Annotated in this window: 18 protein-coding genes; 11 read left to right on the top strand and 7 right to left on the bottom strand. The window is 56.8% G+C overall.

Annotated elements, in window-relative coordinates:
• Positions 1 to 3: 3 nt before the first annotated feature.
• The 3 genes from HNR65_RS16205 to HNR65_RS16195 all read right to left on the bottom strand — a co-directional run bounded on the left by HNR65_RS16205 (position 4) and on the right by HNR65_RS16195 (position 5657).
• Positions 4 to 1767, bottom strand: coding sequence for a formate--tetrahydrofolate ligase (locus tag HNR65_RS16205; protein ID WP_181552571.1), 1764 nt, complete (start codon positions 1765 to 1767; stop codon positions 4 to 6).
• Positions 1768 to 1958: 191 nt separating this feature from the next.
• On the bottom strand, positions 1959 to 3872 hold the full coding sequence (locus tag HNR65_RS16200; RefSeq protein WP_181552570.1) for an ABC transporter ATP-binding protein: 1914 nt from the start codon (positions 3870 to 3872) through the stop codon (positions 1959 to 1961).
• A gap of 60 nt (positions 3873 to 3932) precedes the next feature.
• Entirely contained in the window at positions 3933 to 5657 is a 1725-nt protein-coding gene (locus HNR65_RS16195; protein WP_181552569.1) for an ABC transporter ATP-binding protein, read from the bottom strand.
• Between the two features lie 258 nt (positions 5658 to 5915).
• Between HNR65_RS16195 and HNR65_RS16190 the strand changes: the two genes are divergently transcribed.
• Both HNR65_RS16190 and HNR65_RS16185 read left to right on the top strand, forming a co-directional pair.
• Positions 5916 to 8552 (top strand): mechanosensitive ion channel domain-containing protein, encoded by a 2637-nt coding sequence (locus HNR65_RS16190; RefSeq protein ID WP_181552568.1) that lies wholly within the window; start codon positions 5916 to 5918, stop codon positions 8550 to 8552.
• Positions 8549 to 9766, top strand: coding sequence for a hemolysin family protein (locus HNR65_RS16185; protein ID WP_181552567.1), 1218 nt, complete (start codon positions 8549 to 8551; stop codon positions 9764 to 9766). The genes HNR65_RS16190 and HNR65_RS16185 overlap by 4 nt, the downstream gene beginning before the upstream one ends.
• 7 nt (positions 9767 to 9773) lie before the next feature.
• Here the strand turns inward: HNR65_RS16185 and HNR65_RS16180 are convergent, their stop codons facing one another.
• Positions 9774 to 10088: an SHOCT domain-containing protein gene (locus HNR65_RS16180; RefSeq protein WP_220128422.1), complete on the bottom strand. Its 315-nt coding sequence runs from the start codon at positions 10086 to 10088 to the stop codon at positions 9774 to 9776.
• A gap of 297 nt (positions 10089 to 10385) precedes the next feature.
• Between HNR65_RS16180 and HNR65_RS16175 the strand changes: the two genes are divergently transcribed.
• The 9 genes from HNR65_RS16175 (at position 10386) to mnhG (ending at position 19814) form a co-directional block, all read left to right on the top strand.
• The gene (locus HNR65_RS16175; protein ID WP_181552566.1) at positions 10386 to 12371 is read left to right on the top strand and encodes an RNB domain-containing ribonuclease; all 1986 of its coding nucleotides are present in this window, start codon (positions 10386 to 10388) and stop codon (positions 12369 to 12371) included.
• A 234-nt stretch (positions 12372 to 12605) separates the two neighbouring features.
• Positions 12606 to 14024 (top strand): pyruvate kinase, encoded by a 1419-nt coding sequence (gene pyk, locus HNR65_RS16170; RefSeq protein ID WP_181552565.1) that lies wholly within the window; start codon positions 12606 to 12608, stop codon positions 14022 to 14024.
• A 16-nt stretch (positions 14025 to 14040) separates the two neighbouring features.
• The gene (gene mbhE, locus HNR65_RS16165; protein WP_181552564.1) at positions 14041 to 16302 is read left to right on the top strand and encodes a hydrogen gas-evolving membrane-bound hydrogenase subunit E; all 2262 of its coding nucleotides are present in this window, start codon (positions 14041 to 14043) and stop codon (positions 16300 to 16302) included.
• On the top strand, positions 16299 to 16739 hold the full coding sequence (locus tag HNR65_RS16160; protein WP_181552563.1) for a Na+/H+ antiporter subunit B: 441 nt from the start codon (positions 16299 to 16301) through the stop codon (positions 16737 to 16739). The genes mbhE and HNR65_RS16160 overlap by 4 nt, the downstream gene beginning before the upstream one ends.
• 1 nt (position 16740) lies before the next feature.
• A complete protein-coding gene (locus HNR65_RS16155; RefSeq protein ID WP_181552562.1) occupies positions 16741 to 17163 on the top strand; it encodes a Na+/H+ antiporter subunit C in 423 nt (140 codons plus the stop codon).
• The gene (locus tag HNR65_RS16150) at positions 17160 to 18674 is read left to right on the top strand and encodes a Na+/H+ antiporter subunit D (protein WP_181552561.1); all 1515 of its coding nucleotides are present in this window, start codon (positions 17160 to 17162) and stop codon (positions 18672 to 18674) included. The genes HNR65_RS16155 and HNR65_RS16150 overlap by 4 nt, the downstream gene beginning before the upstream one ends.
• Positions 18671 to 19147 carry a Na+/H+ antiporter subunit E gene (locus HNR65_RS16145; RefSeq protein WP_181552560.1) on the top strand — a complete coding sequence of 159 codons (477 nt, stop codon included), beginning with the start codon at positions 18671 to 18673 and terminating at the stop codon, positions 19145 to 19147. The genes HNR65_RS16150 and HNR65_RS16145 overlap by 4 nt, the downstream gene beginning before the upstream one ends.
• Entirely contained in the window at positions 19147 to 19467 is a 321-nt protein-coding gene (locus HNR65_RS16140; RefSeq protein WP_220128421.1) for an MrpF/PhaF family protein, read from the top strand. Before HNR65_RS16145 ends, HNR65_RS16140 begins: the two co-directional genes overlap by 1 nt.
• Positions 19464 to 19814 carry a monovalent cation/H(+) antiporter subunit G gene (gene mnhG, locus HNR65_RS16135; RefSeq protein ID WP_181552559.1) on the top strand — a complete coding sequence of 117 codons (351 nt, stop codon included), beginning with the start codon at positions 19464 to 19466 and terminating at the stop codon, positions 19812 to 19814. The genes HNR65_RS16140 and mnhG overlap by 4 nt, the downstream gene beginning before the upstream one ends.
• Here the strand turns inward: mnhG and HNR65_RS16130 are convergent.
• The 3 genes from HNR65_RS16130 to speE all read right to left on the bottom strand — a co-directional run bounded on the left by HNR65_RS16130 (position 19811) and on the right by speE (position 22886).
• The gene (locus HNR65_RS16130) at positions 19811 to 21061 is read right to left on the bottom strand and encodes an IMP cyclohydrolase (RefSeq protein ID WP_181552558.1); all 1251 of its coding nucleotides are present in this window, start codon (positions 21059 to 21061) and stop codon (positions 19811 to 19813) included. The two genes, mnhG and HNR65_RS16130, sit on opposite strands and share 4 nt — an antisense overlap.
• Before the next feature lie 219 nt (positions 21062 to 21280).
• The gene (locus tag HNR65_RS16125; protein WP_181552557.1) at positions 21281 to 21964 is read right to left on the bottom strand and encodes a hypothetical protein; all 684 of its coding nucleotides are present in this window, start codon (positions 21962 to 21964) and stop codon (positions 21281 to 21283) included.
• A 34-nt stretch (positions 21965 to 21998) separates the two neighbouring features.
• Positions 21999 to 22886 (bottom strand): polyamine aminopropyltransferase, encoded by an 888-nt coding sequence (gene speE / locus HNR65_RS16120; protein WP_181552556.1) that lies wholly within the window; start codon positions 22884 to 22886, stop codon positions 21999 to 22001.
• Positions 22887 to 22965: the final 79 nt, after the last annotated feature.

Genomic DNA, 22965 nt, shown 5'->3' with positions numbered 1-22965 from the left:
TGTCTAGAACAGGCCGGTGACCTTGCCGCTGTCGGTGTCCACGTCAATGCGGCGGAAGGCCGGGTTGGAGCCGGTTCCGGGCATCAGGCTGATGGTGCCGGCACACGGGCAGAGAAACTTTGCGCCGGAGTAGATCAGCACGTCGCGGATCGGCAGCCGCCATCCCTTGGGAACACCCTTCCTCGTGGGTTCATGGGTCAGCGACAGGTGCGTTTTGACCATCATTGTGGTGTAATCCCCATACTTGGGATCTTCTTCGAGCATCTTGGCCTTCTGCTCGGCTTCGGGCTGCCAGTCCACACCGTCGGCGCCATAAACCTCCCGGGCAATGACATCCACGCGGTCGCGCAGTTTCATTTCCAGGGGATAGAGAAAGTCAAAGTCATTGCCTTCCTCGCAGGCGTCGACCACGGCATCAGCAAATTCCAGGGCGCCTTCGCCGCCTTTTTCCCAGTGCTTGGACTCGGCGCAGCGGGCGCCGGCGGCCTCAGCGGCCTTCTTGACAATGGCGACTTCATCGTCAGTGTCAGTGTAGAAGCGGTTGACGCAGACCACCGGGTTGATGCCGGCTTTGCGGATCACATTGATCATGTGGACCATGTTTTCCACGCCTTTTTCCACCAGGCCGGTGTTTTCTTCTTTGTATTCCTTGGGCATTTCCTTGCCCGGCACGACCTTGGGCCCGCCGCCGTGCATTTTCAGGGCGCGGATAGTGGAGGTCAGAACCGAAACATGGGGCTTGAGGCCGGAGTTGCGGCACTTGACGTTCCAGAATTTTTCAAAGCCGATGTCTGCGGCAAACCCGGACTCGGTGACATGGTAGTCAAAGAGCTTCAGACCGATGCGGTCGGAAATAATCGAGCTCTGACCCACGGCGATGTTGGCAAACGGGCCTGCGTGCACGAAGCAGGGCTGATACTCGGCGGTGCACATCAGGGTCGGGTTGATGGTGTTTCTCATAAACGCGGTCATGGCGTTGCCCACTTCCAGGTCGCCGCAGGTGATGGGCTTGCCGGTCTTGCTGAAGGCCACGGTGATGTTGTTGATCTTTTCCTTGAGGTCGGCCAGGTTGGTGGCCACGGCCAGGATGGCCATGAGCTCGGAGGAAACCGCAATGGCAAATTTGGACTGCATGGTGTAGCCGTCGGCCCGGCCGCCGAGGCCGATGATGATGTTGCGAAGGGCCTGGGCACAGAAGTCAATGATCCAGCCCATCTCCACCCGGGTGGGGTCCACGTCCAGGCGGGGCATGCCCGACAGGCGCTGGAGCTGCTCGTCGGTGTAGTTTCTTTCATGCTGCATCCGGGAGGTCAGCGCCACCATGGCCAGGTTATGGGCGTTCATGATGTCGTTGATGTCGCCGGTCAGGCCCAGGGAGAATTCGGTCATGGGAATGAGCAGGGAGTTGCCGCCGCCTGCCGCAGTTCCCTTGACGTTCATGGTCGGTCCGCCCGAGGGCTGCCGCAGGGCGCCGCCCACGTTTTTGCCGCGCATGCCAAGGCCTTCCATGAGCCCCACGGATGTGGTGCTCTTGCCCTCGCCAAGGGGCGTCGGGGTGATGGCGGTGACTTCGATGTACTTGCCGTCGGGCTTGTCCTGGAGGCGATTCATGATCTTGAGAAAGTCGACCTTGCCCAGCCGGCCCATGGGCAGCATTTCATCTTTTTCCAGTCCGAGTTTTTCTACCCAGTCTTCCGGGGTGGGCATGTTTTCCTCGGCGGCTTCGGAAATCTGCCAGTCAGCCATGTTTACTGCATCGTATGCCATGTTTTCTCTCCTTTGGCGTTTGGGGTTGATAATGAATATTATCTAAGGTTTACGGCTTGCACAAGCATGTAAAGATTCTACATACCATTTCAGCCCATTTTTGACAAGACCAATCCAACGCATTTCATCGCCGTCAGGACAAAAACTTCAAAAGTCTCCTTTTCCTTTGCAATCTGCAGCTTTCACGCGCCTTACCCCTGTATTTCCACCAGCCTTTTGTAAAACCCGTTTCTGGCCATAAGCTGTGCGTGGGAGCCGGATTCGGCGATCTGCCCGTGGTGCATGACAACGATGGTGTCTGCGATTCTGGCTGTGGACAGCCGGTGGGCAATCACGATGGAGGTGCGCTCGGCCATGAGGTTGGAAAGCGCATCCTGGATGCTGGCCTCGGTTTCCGAGTCAATGTAGGAGGTGGCCTCGTCAAATATGATCAGCTCGGGATCAGCGGCCAGTGCCCGGGCAATGGAGATCAGCTGGCGCTGACCCGAAGACAGGGTGGCGCCCTGTTCTGTGAGGCGGGTGTGGATGCCGTCTGGCAGTTGTTGGATAAAAGAGCGGCTTCTGGATTGGTCCAGGATCCGGTCCACGGTTTGTTCATCCGGGGTGCCGTTGGCCCCGAATATGTTGTGAAAAATGGTGCCGGAAAACAGAAAGGGTTCCTGGGAAACCAGGGCGATTTTGCTGCGAAGGGCGTTTGACGAAAAGTTTCGGACATCAATTTCGTTGATCCGTATGGCTCCCTGGTCTGGATCATAGAAGCGCACCAGAAGGTGAATCAAAGAGGTCTTGCCCGCGCCCGTGGGCCCCACCACCGCAAGGGTCCGGCCGGCATCGAGGGTGAAATCGATTCCCTTTAGCACGGGCTGATCCGGTTGATAGCCGAACCAGAGGTTATCGGCGCTGATTTTCTCAAAACGCTTTGGCACGGCTGCAGCATCCTGTGCGCGGGGTTCGGGGATGCGGTCGTCTTCGTCTAAGATCTGAAAAATCCGTTCGGCCGAAGACATGGCATTCTGGGTGATGTTGTATTTTTCCGCAATATCTCTTATGGGCCGAAAAAACATGCGGACATAAGAGATAAATACCACCAGTTCGCCCAGGCTCACCCGGCCGGCCAGTATCCCGGAGCCGCCGGCAAAGATTACGATGGCCAGGCCCACCGAGCTCATCAGCTCGATAAAGGGCATAAACATGGCAAAAACCGTGATCTGGCGCATTCCGGCAAGGAAATTTTCATGGTTGATGCGCCGGAAGTTATCGTAATTGTTTTTTTCCTGGCCGAAAAGCTGGATAATGCCCACCCCGCCGATGGTTTCGGAAAACTTGGTGTTGATTTCCGCGGCCTTGATGCGAAGGGTGCGAAAGGCCTGCCGGGCAGTGCCGGCAAACCGGAAACCGGCGTAAAACACCAGGGGAAAAATCACGTAAACCGCCAGCGACAGCTGCCAGTCAATGGCAAAAAGCACCGCTGTGATGCCCAGCAGCAGAAACAGGTCCTTTAGCACAAAGATGATCACCGAGGTCAGCATCTCGTGCATGTTCTGGATGTCGTTGGTGGCCCGGGTCACCAGCCGGCCCACTGAGTTGTGGTTGAAAAATCGCACAGACAGCCGCTGGATGTGGTCAAACAGCTTCAGTCGCAGATCATGCATAACGTGCTGAGCCGTGTATTCTACAATCATTACATGGAGGAAGTTGACCACCAGGTTGAGCAGAATAATGGCCACCAGCAACATGGCCGCCCGGCCCAGGCCGGATAGTTGCTGGTCTTCTGAAAGGTTTCGGGAGCTGTTCCGGGAATTGTCCGAAAGTGCATCCGAAGAGGTTTGCCCCGGCTCCCGGGCTTTCTCCGCTGCTCCCCCGTCAGCCGAAGCCCCGGGCCCGGGCATGCTTATATTTTTTTCCGGCACGATATAGCGGTCAATCGCCTCCTTGGTCACGTAAGGAATGGCCAGTTCCAGCACCGTGACCGCGGACATGAGCACAAGTGCCACTGCCAGCAGCACCCGGTAGGGGGCGGCAAACGGATAAAGCCGGCGCAAAAGTCCGGTATCCCGGGCCTTTCCCAGCTCCTTTTCCGCAAATATGTCCCTTTCACCACTCATCGGCCAAGCAACCCCTTATCCCAACCTTCTATTTAAACCTTAAACCTTGTACCTTGAACTTCACTCATACCTCTGCAGCAACTCAGCCCTTGCATAATACCCGTTATGTTCCATCAGCTCCCCGTGTGTCCCGGACTCGGTAATCCGGCCGCTGTCGAGCACAATGATCCGGTCGGCAAAGGACACTGCCGGGATCCGGTGGGAGGCGATGATCACGGTTTTTTCCCGGGCCAGTTCCCGGATCACGGATATAATATCGGCCGCGGTCCGGGTGTCGACCTGTCCGATGGGATCGTCGAGCAGCAGAACCGGCGCATCCCGCAGAAGGGCCCGGGCCAGCACGATGCGCTGTTTCTGCCCCCCTGAAAGCACCACCCCTTTTTCGCCCACCGGTGTTTCAAAACCTTTTGGAAACTCGCAGATGGTTTCATACAGCGAGGCCCGGCGCGCGGCTTCCACAAGCCGATCATGGTCCACGGATCTGCCGAATGTGATGTTTTCGGCAATGGTGCCGGAAAACAGATAAGGCTCCTGGGGCACGTGAGCGATCTGTCCCCGCAGATCCCCGAGTTTCAGGGTGCGGATATCATGGCCGTCGATCCGGATGCCCCCAACGGATACGTCATAGCGCCGTGTGAGCAGGTAGAGCAGGGTGGTCTTGCCCGATCCCTGGGGGCCGATGATCCCGAGGGTATCGCCGGCCGGCACTTTGAGCTCGATGTTTTCAACAGCCGGCGCCGAGGCCTGTGGGTAGGAAAAATTGACCTGTTCAAAGCCGATTTCACCCCTGACCCGGGAAAGCGGCCGGGCGTCTGCTGCATCCCGGATTTCGGGTTCGGTGGACAGAATCGAGTTGATTCTGTCCAAAGAGGCGCTTCCCCGCTGGATCAGGTTGGTGAGCCAGCCCATGGCCATCATGGGCCACATGAGCATGTTGAGATAGCTGATAAAGGCCACGAAGTCGCCGGCCGTGATCCGCTCGAAAATGGCCAGCCGCCCGCCGTAGAAAACCACGATGGTCAGGCTCAGGTTGGTGAAAAACACCATCAGGGGGAAAAAAGAGCCGGTGATGCGCACCAGTTTTAGATTTTCAGTGATATAGGCATTGGATACATCCTGCATGCGGGCCAGTTCGGTCTGCTCCCGGTTGTAGGCCTTGACCGTGCGGATGCCGGCAAAGCTTTCCCGGACCATTTCGGTCATGTCCGAAAATGTGGCCTGGACCCGGGTGTAGAGCCGGTGCATTTTTCGACCGACAACCCGGGTGACCACCACGATCACGGGCATGGGCAGCAGGGCTGCAATGGTGAGGCGAAGATCGATATAAGCCATAAACCCGATGGCCGCGCTTCCCAGAAACATCGCGTCGGTTAAGGCCACCATTCCCATGCCCACGGCCATGCGCACGTTGTTGATGTCATTGGTGGCATGGGCCATGAGATCGCCGGTGGAGCGCTGATCAAAAAACGGGGCGGAAAGGGTCTGGATATGGGAAAACAGCCGGTTGCGCAGCCCTTCTTCCACCACCCGGGAAGTGCCGATCAAAAGCCGGCGCCAGAAAAACCGCAGCACGGTCATGGCCGCGGCAATGCCTACGATCATGGCCGCATACCGGCCCAGGCCGGCCATGTCAACCTGGCCGGCGGTCAAATCGTCCACGGCCCATTTTACCACCCGGGGAATAAAGAGCTGGAGCACGTCCACGATCATCAGGCAGACAATGCCGATGAAAATCAGGTTTCGTCGCTGTGTGAAATAAGGTTTTATCAGGTGAATTGAATGCATGGCCTATCCGTGTATGATGGTGGCATTTGCATTACTATGGCCGCAGCCGCGGTGTAAAGATTTTTTTGACAGCTGCGCAAGGCCCCGGCTGCGCCCGGGTCGGGCCGCAAGGATGTCCACAAAGTGCATTGATATTTGATATCGCTCTGTGATAAGAAAAAGTTACGGCGCAATTGTTTTTCACCGTCTGTTTTCGTATCAGATTCGTTTCCGGGCCAGCCCTTGTCCCGGCTGATTCTACCTGTTTGAAAGTTGGCAATGAGATCCAGCAGATACTTTCCCGGAAGTCAGAAATACCGGCAGCCTGCAGCCGGCGGCCATTGGGCGTGGTTTGCGGCCGTTGCGGTGGTTTTTTTTCTGGCCTTGTCCCCGGCCCCCCGGGCCCAGCAGGACCAGGCCGTCAATGAAGCCCAGGAAACCGCAACCGAGCAGCCGGCCAGCCGGCTTTATCAGAGCCTGACCCAATCCTTTGGCGAAGCCATGGTGGTGGAAAAACAGGAACTGAACCGGGTTTCCACAGCACTTGAGTCCCTTCAGGCCGAAGCCGAAGAGATGAAAGAGCGGATGAGCCGGATTCAGCTCATGGAATCCACCTATTCCAATCTCCTTCTGCTGCCCTCGGTGGATGCCCGGAAACTGGAACAGGCCAAAAGCCGCCAAAACGTTGCTGTGGGCTACATTCAGGAACAGCTTAAAAACATCAAGGATGAAATCGGCAAGTGGGAAAAGGCCCTGGAAGAGACCCGTGAGCAGGTTGCGTCTTATACGGATCAGCGTACGGAACTCAAAACCCGGCCCCCCCAGGTGGCCCTTAGCAGCGAACTGGCCGAAAGACTCGACGCCCTTATTGGCCTGCTTGAAACCAAGCAGGCCAAGATTGAGCAGATCCTTGAAATTTATAAGGATCAACAGCAGCGCCTCAGCAGGCTGGTGGAAAGAATTCGTCCCCTTGGAGACAAGATCGATGAACAGATCGAGGCGCGCAAAAAAAGCCGCATTCTGCAGCACGATCCCAGCCCGATGCTGCGGCTGGCCAGAGGGGAATTGCGGACCAATCTGGGTCAATCCCTTGAGACCCTCCGCACCCTGATCTTTGAAACCGCCTGGACCAAAACCGGTATAGTCACCTGGGAGGAGTACAGCTTGTTTCTGGGTGTGTTTTTGTTTTTGCTGGCCGTGCTCCAGGCGATCTTGTATGTATGCACCCGGTTCTGCGGGTCACGGATGCAGAAAAGCCTGGATGACGAACGTTTCTGGCATTACGTCCTGCTCAAGCTGTTTCAAAAGTCCCTGCCGTGGGCCGGGGCCATGGCCTACCTGTATTTTTTCCCGATCCGTCCCATATACCAGCTCACACCGGTTTTCTCCCTGCTGCCGCTGATCATCCGGCTGCTTGCCCTGATCCTGGTGGTGCGATGGGGCCGGATATTTTTAAAGGCCCTGGGCGGGCAAACCGCAGACCCCTTGTTTCATCGCATATACTCGCCCCTGCGCCGCCTGCTCGCGGGATTTTTGCTATACGGCATTGGTTATCTGTTTTTCAGCCGGTTGATCTGCACCAATTGCATGACCCTGATCGCCTGGCGGCTGATCTTTGAATTTTTGCTTCTGGGCTGGTGCATTTATTTTTTTCATGTATTCCGCCGCAGCACCGTCGGGTCCGAATTTTCCGAGCATCCATGGTTTCCGCTGCTCAAACCCGTTTTGATCGCCATGGGCTACGGGCTGGTGCTGCCGGGGCTGCTGGCTGAGCTTATGGGCTTTGGCGGGTTGGCCGTGTACTGGTATTTCGGGTTGGCAAAAACCGCTTTGCTGTTGTTCTGGGTGTTTATCCTGTATCGGGTGTTGCGGGAATCGGATGTGGCCGCCCACATTGAGCGTTCCGATGATGTGGATATAGACGAGCTCAGTGCCCGGCCCTATCCGGTGCGGTGGCTCATTGTCCGGCTGCTTCGCATCGGGGTCCTGGCAGCCGCCCTGTTTTCCTTTTTTGTGGCATGGGGGGCGCCCCGCACCTTTCTGGTGGATATTTTGTATGCCATCAATTACGAGGTCACGGTCGGCGATTTCCGTTTGAGCCTGATGGGCTTTGTGTATGCGTTGATCGTGCTGCTGTTTGTCCATACCTTTACCGTGATCTTCAAGGAGTTTCTGCGCGGCCGGGTGCTGAAGGATGCGGACATGGAGCCCGGACTGAAGGATTCCATACTCCGGATCACCGGTTACGTATTATGGATGGTGGGCATCCTGATCGCCCTTCGCACCGTGGGTATCAGCGCCACAGCCCTGACCGTGGTCTTCGGTGCCCTGGGTATCGGGCTTGGTTTCGGCCTGCAAAACATTTTTAATAATTTTTTAAGCGGCATTATCCTGCTGTTCGAGCGTCCCATTCAGGTTGGCGATGTCATTGAAATGGGCACCATCTGGGGCACGGTCCGGGAAATCAACGTGCGCTCCACCCAGGTGCGTACCTTTGACAACGCGGAGTTGATCATTCCCAACTCCGATCTGATCAGCCAGGTGGTCACCAACTGGAGCTTCCGCGACGCCCGGGTTCGCAGGACCGTGGAGGTAAGGGTGGCCTATGGTTCTGATGTGGCGCTGGTCAGGGAGGTTTTAATGGATGTGGCCTACCAGCATCCCCGGATCCTGCGCCGGCCCCACCCGGAGGTGCTGTTTTCGGATTTCGGGGACAGCGCATTGGTTTTCAAGCTGCGTTTCTGGGTCCACATTGATTGGTTTTTAACCGTTGAAACAGACGTGCGCTCTGACATTGACAAGCAGTTTAAGGAGCACGGCATCACCATTCCTTTTCCCCAGCAGGATGTTTATCTGAAAACCGGCAAGCTTGAGCCCCCTGAAAAAGCAGGGGCACAGGAGCAAAACGAAACATGACACCACAATTTGTCATACTGGCGGTACTGGTACTGCTTTCAGGCTTTTTTTCATCGTCTGAGACCGCTTTGTTTTCCATCAGCAAAACCAAGGCCCGTTACCTGGGCAATTCCGGGGGCCGGATCAACGATCTGATTTTCCGGATGAAAGAAGACCCCCACAGGCTGCTGTCCACCATTTTGATCGGTAACAACCTGGTCAACATCGCGGCCTCGTCTTTGGCAACGGCTGTTGCCATGCATTATTTGTCCAGCAACGCCGTGGGCATCGCCACCGGGATCATGACATTTCTGATCCTGGTGTTCGGCGAGATTTTTCCCAAGACCGTGGCCACCCAGCACAACGTGGCAGTGGCCCGGGTGGTGATTCTGCCGCTGTTCTGGCTGTCCTACGTGTTTCTGCCCGTGATCTGGATCTTAAATTTTATCCCGCGTCTGGCCGGCGCCGCCCGGGGCACGCCGCCGGTGACAGAAGACGAGTTGATCACCTTTGTGGACGTGGTGCATGAAGGCGGCCAGATCAATCCCGAGGAGCGCGAGCTGATCTATAACATCATCAAACTCGATGACATCAATGTCTCGGAGATCATGACCCCGAGCGCGGACATGTTTGTGCTCGAACGGGGCGGAGAGCCGGATCTGGCAAAAATTCTGGAATCCGGATATACCCGAATTCCGGTGATCGAGGGCAATATTGATCATGTGGTGGGGCTGGTCAATGTCAAGGACCTGTTTAAGCAGGAAATCCGTACTGAAACCGGGGTGGACATCGAAAAGATCATGCGTGCCCCGTATTTTGTTCCCGAGCACAAGAAGATCGACCAGCTGCTCAATCAGTTCAAGCGCAAAAAGGAGCATGCCGCCATCGTGGTCAATGAGTACGGCGAGGTCTGCGGGCTGGTGACCCTTGAAGACGTGCTCGAAGCCATTGTGGGCGACATCGTGGATGAAACCGACATTGTCAAACCCCCGGTGGTCAAGATCCGGGACAAGGAATGGCTGGTGCTGGGTTCGGCCGACATCAGCATTGTCAATTCCAGGCTGCGCATGAATATCCCGGAATCGTCTTCTTATGAAACCTTTACCGGCTTTATTTTAGAGCAGATCGGCCGGATTCCCCGTGAGCAGGAGCAGATCGTGATCGGCAAATTCGTGGTCACGGTCAAGGAAGTCGAGGGCAACCGGGTGATCTCCTTTATTGTCCAGCGCAAGTAGGCCGATACTATGAAGTCAGGTCTTTTTTCTTTTCCTCAAATTCGGCCTTGTCGATTTCCCCTCTGGCATACCGCTCCCTGAGGATTTCCAGGGCCCTGGATGTTGAAGCCCCGGCTCCGGCTGATGCACCGGGTTCGGATCGGGTGGTTTGCACAAGCCACCGGATCAGCAAAACCAGGCCCACAATGATCAGGATCCAGATCACGATGGTAAATATGCCGCCGAACCATCCCATAAAGCCGTATCCGCCCATCATTCCCGGGCCCATGTGCCAGCCGTTATAGCTGTTCTGCTGGGCAAGGGCAGCGCTGTTCACCGTCATAGTCCCAAAAGCCGCGGCCAGTGCCGCAGCAAAAACTGTCAAACGCCTCAATATCATTTCCGCCTCCCTGAAATTGGATGCATTGATTGTGCAGTTGTTCGTATGGTTTCAAAGATAACAAGGATTTGTGCATTGTCGACCCGTCTGGCCGGGTTTGGTTGTTTATACGGACTGTCCTTGTGCCTGCCCGGATTAATGTGTATATTGAAAAATAATAGAATTGTCATGATATTGCCGCCCCGGCGGCAGCCAATATGTTTTTCATTTAAAACTTATCATTTACGCCGACAGGAATTTATGGAACCCGGAACGGTTGTGGAATATATCGACCAGCAGCGCATCATCTGCGCCGTGGTCCTGGAGCAAAAAGACGAGCGGCTGCGTCTGCTCAATGAAAATAACCGGGAGATCAACCAGAAGGCCGCCCGGCTTTCCCATGTCTCGCAAACAGCCCTCAAGCTCTCCCAGGGCCGCGATCAACTGGTGGAATCGCTGAAAACTATTGGTCAGCGAAGGCAGGCCTTAAGCGCCCACATTAACATCAAAGAAATCTGGGAGGCGGTCCACAGCCTGGAGGAATGGATCGACCTGGACACCATGACCTCGTTCTGTTTTTCCGGCGAGCCGGACAGCGATCAGGAATCAGCCGTGATCCGGGCTTTTTTTGAAAATCGCATTTATTTTAAATTCAGCCACGACTGGTTTTATCCCCACTCCGAAGAAGTGGTGGAAAACAACATTGCCCGCCAGGAGGCTGAACAGCGGCGCCAGCAGCTCGTTGAGGAAGGCGGCCAGTGGGTGCGCGCGGTGTTAAACAACGGCAGTTCGCCGCCGGATGCGGACCCTGAGGTCATTGAACTGCTCAAGTCCTACTATCTCTACGGCAAGGAAAGTGCCCGGCAGGCAACGGCCCGGGCCATTCTCACCCGGGCCGGCGTGGACAGCGCAGAGTCCATATTTTCGGTGATGGTACGCGCCGGTCACTGGCAGGCCCACGAGAACCTGGATCTTTACCGATACGAGATTCCAATGGAATTTCCCGGCCCGGTTCTGAAAAACGCAGCAGAACTGGATGGCGCCGCGGATCAAATACCCGAAGATGCCCACCGTCGGGACCTGACCGAGCTGGATATTATCACCATCGACGGCCAGGGCACAATGGACTATGACGATGCCTTGAGTGTGCAGGAAGCCGGCAAGAACCTGCGCATTGGCGTGCATATCTCGGATGTGGCCGCCCGGGTGGAAAAGGGCGGGGTAATCGACCAGGATGTCATTTCCCGGGGCACGTCCATTTACATGCCGGATTTGAAAATTCCCATGCTGCCCGCCACGCTGGCAGAAGATGTGTGCAGCCTGGTTGAGGGACAGCGGCGGCCGGCAATCAGCACGTTTTTTACCGTCACCCCATACGGGGAAGTGGTGGATTATGAAATCGTGCCCTCGGTGATCCGGGTCAGCCGGCAGATGAGCTATTCCGAGACAGATGCCGTGGCCCAAAGCGATGATCGCATCCGCGCGCTGCATGCAGCGGCGCAGGCGTTTAAAAAGCGGCGGCTGGAAAACGGGGCCGTGCAGATACTGCTGCCTGAGCTGTACCTGCGGGTGTGCAGTGCAGACGATATCCGTGTGCGGGTCCTGGACCGGGAAAGCCCGGGACGGCTTTTGGTGGCCGAGATGATGATCATGGCCAACTGGGTTATGGCCCGGTTTCTTGCGGAAAAGCAGATGCCGGCAATTTTCCGGGCCCAGAACCATCCCCGGGGCCGCCTGTATTCCGGCACAGACGAGGGAACCTTGTTTCAGAACTGGATGCAGCGCCGGATGCTGTCCAGGGTGATTCTGGGCACCCGGGCCGATTATCACTCCGGGCTGGGTCTGGACGCCTATATCACGGCCACATCTCCCATCCGCAAGTATTTCGACCTGGTCACCCAACGGCAGCTCCGGGCGTGTCTGGGCCTGGAGCAGGGCTATTCCGACTCTCAGATCGAGGAGATTCTCCAGTTGCTCCAGCCGCCCCTGACCCATGCCAGGCTGGTGCAAAACCGCCGGATGCGCTTCTGGATTCTCAAATACCTCGAGGGCATGATCGGCAGCAAGGCAGAGGCCATTGTTTTGGACAGGCGGCGCGACGGCTATACCATTCTGCTCAGGGACTATCTCATGGAAGCCCGGCTGCCTTCATCCGCCGGGGTGGAATTAAAGCCCAAAGACCTGGCCCGGGTAACGTTCCAGCACGTGGACGCCGCCCGTGACAAGCTCACCGTCTACCTGGGATGAGCCTGTAAAAAGTTTTTTTACAGGCAGTGTTAAGTTTTAAATGGTTAAGTGTCTTGATGGCACTGTAAAAAGTCTGATTTCAGATGGTGCCGTAAACAGTTCAAGATCAAGGCTTGCGCAATTTCGAAGAATGCAGCGTACTTAGCTGTACGTGAAATTCTGAGAAATTGCGCGTAACGCAGATATTGCACTTTTTACGGCGCCATCAAACCTTGAACTCCCCGGAGGGGATGCATGTCAAAGACCAAAATCGTCTGTACCATCGGGCCGGCCTGTGCGGATGTCCATATCCTTACGCGCATGATCCATGCCGGCATGAGCGTGGCCCGGCTCAATTTCTCCCACGGCGGACGGGAAAAGCACGCGGAAATGATCCAAATGGTGCGCACCGCCTCTGAGGAAACAGGGGTGCCCGTGGCCATTCTCCAGGATCTCCGGGGGCCCAAGATCCGCGTGGGAGAGGTTCAGTCCCCGGGCATTCATCTAAAAACCGGGGAAACCCTGGTGTTGACCACCAGCGAGGCCGAAGCCGGGCAGGGCAACAGGGTTTCTGTGAGCTATCCCCACCTGCCCGAGGACGTTTCCGTGGGCGACACCATTTTGCTGGCAGACGGGCTCATGGAGATGGTGGTCAGCCGGACCACGAAAACCGAGGTGCACTGCGAGGTGATCACAGGCGGCACCCTGACATCTCACAAGGGTATCAACCTGCCTTCCGGCTCTGTGCGCACCCCGGCCATCACGGAAAAGGACAAGGCGGATCTGGCCTTCGGCCTTTCCCAGGATGTGGATTACGTGGCCATGTCCTTTGTACGCCGTTCCGAGGATGTGCGCCAGGCAAAGGAGATCATCGCCCATGCCGGCTGCAGCACGCCCGTGATCGCCAAGATCGAAAAGCACGAGGCCTTAAAAGATATTGACAACATCATGGACGTTTCAGACGGGATCATGGTGGCCCGGGGGGATCTGGGCGTGGAAATTCCCCTGGAAAACGTGCCCGGCACCCAGAAAATGCTGGTGGAGAAAGGAAACGAGGCCGGAAAGCCCGTGATCATCGCCACCCAGATGCTGCGCTCCATGCTTGACTCCCCCCGGCCCACCCGGGCCGAGGCAACGGATGTGGCAAACGCGGTGTTAGACGGTGCCGACGCCCTGATGCTTTCAGAAGAGACCGCCACCGGCAGCCACCCGGTACGCGCAGTGGAATACATGGGCCGCATTGCAAAGGTCACAGAGGAAAAATATCCTTACGAAAAATCCTTTCAGGAAATTCTCCAGACCCGGATTTCCGAATCCGTGGCCCATGCCACCTGCATTCTTTCCGATCACCTCACGGCCCGGGCCATTATCGCCACCACCAAAAGCGGCTACACCGCCCACCAGATCGCCCGGTTTCGTCCGAAAAGCCGGATCATCGCTGTATCCCCGGATATCCGGACTGTGCGTCAGCTTGCCCTTTACTGGGGGTGTCTGCCCGGGCTCATGGATTACACCAGGGACACGGATGAAATGTTTGACCGGGCAACGGAATTTGCCATTGAAAAAGGGCATGCCAAAAAGGGCGATCTCGTGGTGATCACCGCGGGCCATCCCATGTGGGAGGCCGGCACCACAAACATGATCACGGTGCGCCGGCTCGGAGACAGTGTTTAAGGGCGGGTTGCCTTAAATGAGCACGCATTTGTCCAATCATCAAATCCACCTGGCTGCAAGGCTTTCTGCCCTGCTGCCCCTGGCCCTGTTTGCCGCCGCCCTGGCCCTGGTTCCCGGGATCATGGCCGGCAGCAGCTATCGCGCGGCCGTAGCCTGGGTGCCGGCTTTGGGCGTGGACCTGTCGCTGATGATCGACGGGTTAAGCCTTTTGTTTGTCCTGATTATCACGGGCATCGGGTTTTTTGTCACCCTCTACTCTGTGGATTATTTGCACGGCCATGCCCGCACCGGCCGGTTTTTCTTCTTTCTCCACGCCTTTATGCTCTCCATGCTCGGCCTGGTCACCGCAGACAATGTCATTGCCCTGTTTGTGTTCTGGGAACTGACCACCATATTTTCTTATCTGCTCATTGGATTTGATCACGAGCATGAAAACTCCCGCAAAAGCGCCCGCCAGGCCCTTCTGGTCACAGGCGCGGGGGGCCTGGCCCTGCTGGCGGGTTTTTTGCTTTTACAGATCGCTTCGGGCACTTACGAGATTTCGCAGATGGTCCCTGCCGCAAGCGATCTGCAGGCCCACGGGTTTTATATCCCCATTCTGGTGCTTTTGCTGGCCGGGGCATTTACCAAGTCGGCCCAGTTTCCGTTTCATTTCTGGCTGCCCAATGCCATGGCCGCGCCTTCGCCCGTCAGCGCGTTTCTGCACTCGGCCACCATGGTCAAGGGCGGGATTTATCTGTTGGCCCGGTTTCATCCCATCATGGGGGGAACCGCCGCCTGGGAGGCCACCCTGGTGCTTGTGGGCGGATTCACGGCCGTGCTGGGCGCTTTTACCGCCCTGGGGCAGACGGATCTCAAAAAGATTCTGGCCTATACCACGGTGGCGGGTTTGGGGATCATGACCATGCTGCTGGGCGGGCAGAGCACGCCCTCCATGACCGCGGTGCTGACCTTTCTGCTGGTGCATGCCCTGTATAAGTCCGCCCTTTTTCTGGTGGCCGGCATTATTGATCACCAGGCGGGCACCCGGGAGATCGGCCGGTTAGACGGACTTGCCCGGTCCATGCCGTTTACGGGTTTTGCCGCATTTGCCGCCTGTCTTTCCATGGCCGGTTTCCCGTTGTTTTTCGGATTTATCGGAAAGGAGATCATGTACAAGGGCGTTTTGGCCGAAACCATGATGCCCGGGCTGGCCGCGGCCGCGGCAGTGCTGGCAAACGGCCTGATGACAGCCGTGGCGGGTGTTTTTTTAATCCGCCCGTTTCTCTCGGATCGGGCCGGGATTCATCTGGAAACCAGGGAAGCCGGCATCCGCATGTGGTCCGGCCCCATGATACTGGGGATGATGACCATCTTTTTCGGTGTTGTACCGGAATTCGTGGGCCGGGTTTTGATCAACCCGGCGGTCAAGGCGATTCATGAACCTTCAAAATATGTGGAATTCGCCATTTTCCACGGCATCAACGACCCTCTTGCCTTAAGCGTGCTGACCCTCGCCATTGGCGCGGCTTTGTATGTCAACCGCCAACGGGTCAACCGGGTTGTGTGCGCGGTGTATCGGGCAGTTTCCCTGGATGCCTCGCAATTATATGAACACGTGATCAACGCGGTGGCAGCTGCAGGCAAGGCCCAGAACCGGATTTTGCAGAACGGGTCTTTGCACCGCTATTTTTTTATTGTGGTGGCTGCGTTTTTCACGGTTGCCGCCTTGAGCTATGTCCGCGGCATGCAAGGGTTTACCGGTATTTCAATTACAGTGCCCCCGGTGGAGCAGGCACTTTTGCTCATTGTGATTCTGGCTGCGGTGGCCGCGGTGGTGATCACTCGCTCGGTGCTGCTGGCCATCTGTTCTCTGGGCGTTGTGGGTGCTGGTATTGCCATTGTTTTTCTCACCTTCGGAGCTCCGGACCTGGCCCTGACCCAGCTACTGGTGGAAACCCTGACCGTAATTATTGTCTCTATTATTCTGCTCCGGCTGCCGTCGCTGGGTTCCGGCCACAGGCGGGGGCGGGGGCGAAAGTTTTTCGACGGTGCTCTGGCTGCGGCCACGGGCATTCTGGTCACCACCCTGATGCTCACGGTGCTGTCTTCGCCCCTGGATCGCTCACTGACGGATTTTTTTGAGAAAAACAGCTACCTGGCGGCCCACGGCAAAAACATTGTCAACGTGATTTTGGTGGATTTCAGAAGCTTTGACACCCTGGGGGAAATCATCGTGGTGGCAGCCGCGGGCATTGCCGGCTATGCCCTGATCCGCAAAAGGAGGCACAGCTCATGACCCGCTCGGTGATTCTGGCCACGGCCACCCGGTTTCTGGTGAGCATGATTTTGGTGTTTTCGGTCTATCTGCTGCTGCGCGGGCATAATTCCCCGGGCGGGGGGTTTTCCGGGGCCCTGGTGGCGGGCACGGGCTTTTCCCTGTATGCCATTTCAGAAGGGGCGCAATCCGTGCGCCGGGCCATCCGGATCGATCCGCTGTGGCTGGTTGGCTTTGGCATGCTGGCGGCCCTTGTTTCCGGGCTGGCTGCCGCGGCTGCGGGAAAAACGTTTTTAACCGGCCTGTGGTGGACCATTGCCGAATTCAATGGCAGGGAAATTGTTTTGGGCACACCGTTTTTCTTTGATGTGGGCGTGTATGCCATTGTCCTGGGCGCGATTCTGACCCTGGTGCTGGCCCTGGAAGAGGATCTGGCAGCGGATATAAAAGAGGATTGACATGGAAACCCTGCTGTCTGTGATATGCGGTTTCATGGTGGCCGCAAGCCTGTACCTGATGCTGTCGGGTAACCTGATCCGGTTTATTTTCGGTCTGGTGCTGGCCACCAACGCGGTGAACCTGCTGATTTTCGTGGCCGGCCGCCTTTCGCAGACCCATCCGCCGCTGATTGATCCGGATGCGGTGATTCCGGCCCAATCTTTGGCAAACGCCCTGCCGCAAGCTTTGATACTGACCGCCATTGTCATCGGCTTTGCGCTGCTGACCTTTGTGTTTATCCTGTTTTATCGGGCCTTTCAGGCACTGGATACCGTGGAGACCGAGCTGATGCGCGTATCCGAGCCCCGGCAGGGGCGCGACGCAGAAGAGGGCGGGCAGGCCGGTGTCGCCGGTATTCATGGCCCGGGCGGGGAGGGCGCATGAACTGGCTTGTGGTGCTTCCGGTGATCGTGCCCTTTGCCATGGCCGCAGTGACCCTGTGCCTGCGAAATCACCTTCGACTGCAGGGCAGGGCGGCCATTTCCGGGGCCCTGGTGCATTTTGTGGTTTGCATGTTCCTGCTGGCAAGGGTTGCCAAAACCGGCATCGTCACGGTTCAGATCGGCTCCTGGCCCGCGCCTTTCGGTATCACCCTGGCAGCCGATCATTTCAGCGCCATTCTCGTGGCGGTCACGGGGATTCTGGGCCTTTCAGTAACCGCCTATTCCAGGGCCGAAATCCGCGTGGGCATGCTGGCCGCGGGCTACCAGCCTCTGCTGCATATCCTGATCGGCGGGGTGTGCGGGGCGTTTTTAACAGGTGATCTGTTTAATCTCTACGTGTGGTTTGAGGTCATGCTCATGGCCTCTTTCGGGCTGCTGGTCATGGGCGGGGAAAAACAGCAGCTCGACGGCGGGGTGAAATACGTGATGATCAACCTGTTTGCCACCCTGCTGTTTATCTCGGGCATCGGGCTGTTATATGGCATGACCGGGACCTTAAACATGGCGGATTTGCATTTTGCAGTCCAGCAGGTGGAGCACAAGGGCCTGCTCACCGCCGTGGCCGCCCTGTTTATGACCGCATTCGGCATCAAGGCCGGCATTTTCCCGCTGTTTTTCTGGCTGCCAGTGTCTTATCATACCCCGCCCGTGGACGTTTCCACCATTATGGCCGGGCTGCTGACCAAGGTAGGCGTTTATGCCCTGATCCGGATGTTTACCCTGGTTTTTATCTTTGACATCGCCTATACCCACGGGATCCTGCTGGCAGCCGGCGTGCTGACCATGATCGTGGGCGTGCTCGGAACGGCGGCATTCTATGAGTTCAGGCGGATTTTGTCGTTTCACATCATCAGCCAGGTGGGCTACATGGTACTGGGCCTGGCGTTGTTTACGCCCCTGGCCCTGACCGGGGCGGTGTTTTTTCTGGTGCACAACATGATTGTCAAGGCCAACCTGTTTCTGATCTCGGGTGTCTGCCGGCAAAAGGCCGGCTCCTTTGACCTCGGCCGGCTCGGGGGGCTTTATAAAAACCACGGGTTTATCACGATCCTGTTTTTTATTTCCGCGTTTTCCCTGGCCGGGTTTCCGCCGTTGTCCGGGTTCTGGGCCAAGTTTCTGGTGATCCGCGCCGGGCTTGAGGCCAAAGCTTATGTGGCCGCTGCCGCAGCCATTGTGGTGGGACTGCTGACAACCTATTCCATGACCAAGATATGGGCCGAGGCGTTCTGGAAACCGGCCCCGGCGGCAGAATCAGTGCCGGAACCGGAACTTGACAAACAAGGTCCGGGGCAGAGTGATTTCTGGCTGTATGCGCCCATTGTGGTGCTCGTGATGCTTACCCTGGCAATGGGGCTTTTGCCGGGCCCGTTTGTGAACCTGGCCGGCTCTGCGGCCCATGAGCTTATGAATCCCGGCATTTATGTCGAAGCGGTACTCGGAGGTGGCAGATGAGCAACCTGTTTGTCTTCAACCTGTTTCTGGCAGCCGGATTCGCCGTGATCATGGACCAGCTCAACCCCACCGGGTTTGTTTCCGGTTTTGTGATCGGGTATCTGGCGCTGTGGATCACCCGTCATCTTTACGGGCCGTCGGGATATTTCGCCCGGGTGATCAATATCATCCGGCTTGCGGCCACATTTGTCTGGCTTTTGCTGGTCTCCAACTTCCGGGTTTTGTGGGACGTGATCACGCCACGGCATTTTTCCCGGCCGGCGGTGATCGGTGTTCCCCTGGATGCCCGAACCGATTTTGAGATCATGCTGGTGGCCAACATCATCTCCCTGACCCCGGGCACCCTGAGCCTGGATGTTTCCGCGGACCGCAAAACCCTGTATGTGCACATGATGTTTTTAGACGACGTGGAAACCGCCCGCCGGGATATCAAGGAAAAAATTGAAAAACGGGTGCTGGAGGCCGTGCGATAATGGTTATGGAAAGCATGGTGATAAAAATCGCCGCGGAAATCACCCTGGTGCTGCTGACCCTGGCGGTGCTGCTGGCTTTCATTCGGCTGTTTGCCGGCCCGAGCCAGGCAGACCGGATCGTGGCCCTTGACCTGATTTCCGTTCTGATCGTGGCCGTCCTCGCGGCCCTGTCGATCTACAGACAGCAAAAGGCGTTTCTGGACGTGGCCATTGCCTATGCCTTGATCGCGTTTCTGGGCACCGTGGCCCTGGCCCGGTTCCGGGAGCGGCTGGCCAGAACCGGCGGGATTGACGAAAACCAGGAGGAGATTGATAAATGATGCAATATTTCGTGGCATTTTTCATGCTCGCCGGCGGGATCTTCTGCTTTGTGGCCGCCCTGGGCATGCTGCGCCTGCCCGATACCATCATCCGGATGCACGCGGCCACCAAAGCGGGGGCCCTGGGCTCGGGTTTGATGTTTCTGGCCCTGGCCCTGTTTTACATGGACCTGAGCACCACCCTGCGCGCCTTTGCCGCCATTTTGTTTCTTTTGTTCACCGCTCCGGTGGCCGCCCACCTAATCGGCCGCGCCGCCTACTGCACCCGGGTCAAACTCTGGGACAGAACCTGGATCGACGAGCTGGCCTACACCTGCGACTGGATCGAACCCGAACAAGATGATTAGTGCTTGAAGCTGCGCTGTCCGGTCAGCACCATGGTGGCATTGTTTTCGTTGCAGGCCTCGATGGACTGGTAATCATTTAAAGACCCGCCCGGATGCACCACTGCAGTGACCCCTTCGCGCAGGCCCACGTCCACGCCGTCACGAAACGGGAAAAACGCATCACTGACCATTGTTGCCCCGGTCAAACCGCCTTTTTCCGCCTTGACCCGGGCGTTGATTTCATTTTTTTTGTCCCCGTCTGCCAGCTCGTTATAGGGCATGTTATGCTGCTCAAAACAGTAGCGGTCGGCAAGCTTGCGATAAGCCTTGTCACGGGCGATTTCCGCCACGCCCACCCGGTCCTGCTCTCCGGTTCCGATGCCCACAGATACCCCGTCTTTGACATAGAGCACTGAGTTTGAGGTCACGCCCGATTCCAGCAGCCAGCCAAACCGGATGTCGGCCAGTTCGTTTTTTGTGGGCGGCCGGTTGATGCGGTAAACCTCTCCCTTGTATTCGCATTCAGCCAGCTTGAAGTCGGCCTCGCTGCGGGCTTCGGGCACAAAGGACCACTGGGTGATCAGGCCGCCGTCAATTAAGTTTTTAAACTCCACCACCCGCTGGCCCACAAAGGACTGGAGCCGCTCGATGTTCTGGATCTGGATCACCCGCAGGTTCTTGCGCTTTGCCAGAATGTCCCTGACCCCGTCTTCATATTCCGGGGCCACGATCACCTCGGCGTACTGGTTGGCCACGGCTTCTGCAGTTGGCTTGTCCAGGGCCCGGTTGACGGCAATGCATCCGCCGAAGGCCGCAACCCGGTCGGCCATGTAGGCTTTGGCATAGGCGTCTGCCAGGGATTCGGATACGGCCGCCCCGCAGGGGTTGTTGTGCTTGACAATAATGGCACAGGGTGTGTCGGTGAAGTAGCGCAGGATGTTTAAAGCGTTGTCTGCGTCCGTGAGATTGGTTTTGCCCGGGTGCTTGCCGGACTGCAGCAGCTCGATGTCTGAGGCCAGGTACTGGCCCGGGGCAATGGTGCGGGTTTCTCCCAGCACCAGGTTGCCGTTTGCCAGCCGGTACAAAGCCGCTTCCTGTCCGGGGTTTTCCCCGTAGCGCAGGCCCTTTCGTACCCCTTCGATCACCCAGTCCACCTTTTCGTAAAACAGGGTCTGGCGGTTGTCGCCGTCCACAAAGGAGATCTCCATCTGCGGCGGAAAGTGATCGTCCATGATGGTTTTATACATTTTTTTGAGATCGTCAGCCATTTCGGGTCACTCCATCGGTGTTAAGTGATTAAGTTTTAAGTAAAATCAGGAAGTTATGTTCAAGGTTCAAGGCTCAAGGTTCAAGGTTGATGGGGCCGTAAAAAGTTCAAGATCAAGGCTTGCGCGATTTCGAAGAATGCAGCGTACTTATCCGTACGTGAAATTCTGAGAAATTGCGCGTAACGCAGATATTGGACCTTTTACGGCGCCATCTTTGGGTTACAGTATTTCCTCGTATGAACCCTGGATATCGTTAAACGAGGTTTCGCGCAGGTAATTGGCAATGGCCTGGTCATATCCGGCAGTGTGGAAAAAGGCCTTTTTGGCCAGGCTGATCCGGGTTTCCAGAGATGTCATGGACTCCATGGATTCGAGTTCCTCCAGGATTTTGGGGTAATCCTTGGGGTCCACCACAGAGGCGACCCGGATGAAATTTTTGGCCGCCGCCCGGATCATGCACGGCCCGCCGATGTCGATGTTGCCCCGTGCCTTTTCCGGGGTGGCGTCTGCGGCCTCGATGGTCTGCTGAAACGGGTAGAGGTTGACCACCACCATGTTGACGGGAACGGCCCCGGTGCGCTTGAGATCGGCCTGATGATCCGGATTGTGGGTTTCGGTGAGAAGGCCGAGATAGATCTTGAAATCCAGGGTCTTGACCAGCCCGCCCTGGGTTTCGGGCTGGCCCGTGTATTCGGAAACCGGGGTGAGCACCTTTTCGGCCTTTTTGCCCAGGATCTGCTCAATTTTTTTATACGTGCCGCCGGTGGACAAAATCCGGATATTGGGGTTGGCCTTTACCAGGCCGGGCACAAAGTCCTCGAGTCCGGTTTTGTCCGAAACACTGATCAAAACCGTGCTGACCTTTACCAGATCATCGATTTTCTTTACAATATTGATACTCATGGCATCCTCCACACCTGATATTATTCGAGTTGATTTATAATGGCACCGGGTCAATGAGCCCGGTCAGGCCCCTTGTGACAAAGCCGGGCAGGGCAAATGCCGCCCGGTGGACCGCTGGATTGTAATACTGCATGTCCATGCCCGGCGCCTCCGCGCGTTTTGGATCAAAATTCCGGATCGGGCACAGCCCGTTTGAGGCAAACCCGAAGCTCCACAGCCCGCCCGGATAGGTAAGGGTGGAGAAGGTGTACATGTGAATTTTTTCAAAAAAGGGCCGCTGGTTGGAAAACATGGAATTCTGGATTTCAGTGTCGTAAAACGGTGATTCAGACTGGGAGATCATCACCCCGTTTTCCGAAAGCAGGCCTGCGATGGTTTTGTAAAACGACCGGTCAAACAGGGGCTGGGCCGGTCCGATGGGATCAGTGGAGTCAATGAGCACTGCGTCAAATGTTTCCGTGCAGTTTTGGGCGTACTTGACCCCGTCGTCGATGATCAGCTCCAGGCGGGGGTCGTCCAGGGCACAGGAAAGCGAGGGCATGTGCTTTTTGCACGCATCCACCACCATCTCGTCGATTTCCACCATCACGGCCCGCTCAACGCTTTTGTGGCGCAGTACCTCCCGGGCCGTTCCCCCGTCGCCGCCGCCGATGATCAGCACGCTTTTGGGTTCGGCAATGGTAAACAGGGGCACATGGGCGATCATTTCATGGTAGACAAACTCGTCTCTTTCCGAGACCATGACAATGCCGTCGTTTAACAGCAGTGTTCCGTGGCCGGCGGTTTCCACCACATCCACCTGCTGATAGGCACTTGTGCCCGAAAACAGGGTCCGCTCCACCCGAAATCCCAGAGAGACCAAGTTCTTATGGGTTTCGGTCACCCACAGATCAAGCTTTCCGCCGTTATTTCCGTCCGTCATGCGGCAACCTCCCTTTTGCAGGAAAATGAAAAATCAATACCATTTTTGCAACCACAGGTAAATCCCTGTGTTGGTATCA

This window comes from Desulfosalsimonas propionicica (assembly GCF_013761005.1).
GTDB classification, from domain to species: domain Bacteria; phylum Desulfobacterota; class Desulfobacteria; order Desulfobacterales; family Desulfosalsimonadaceae; genus Desulfosalsimonas; species Desulfosalsimonas propionicica.
Note: the sequence above shows the minus strand (reverse complement) of the source record. Positions and strands in the feature narration are given on the sequence as shown.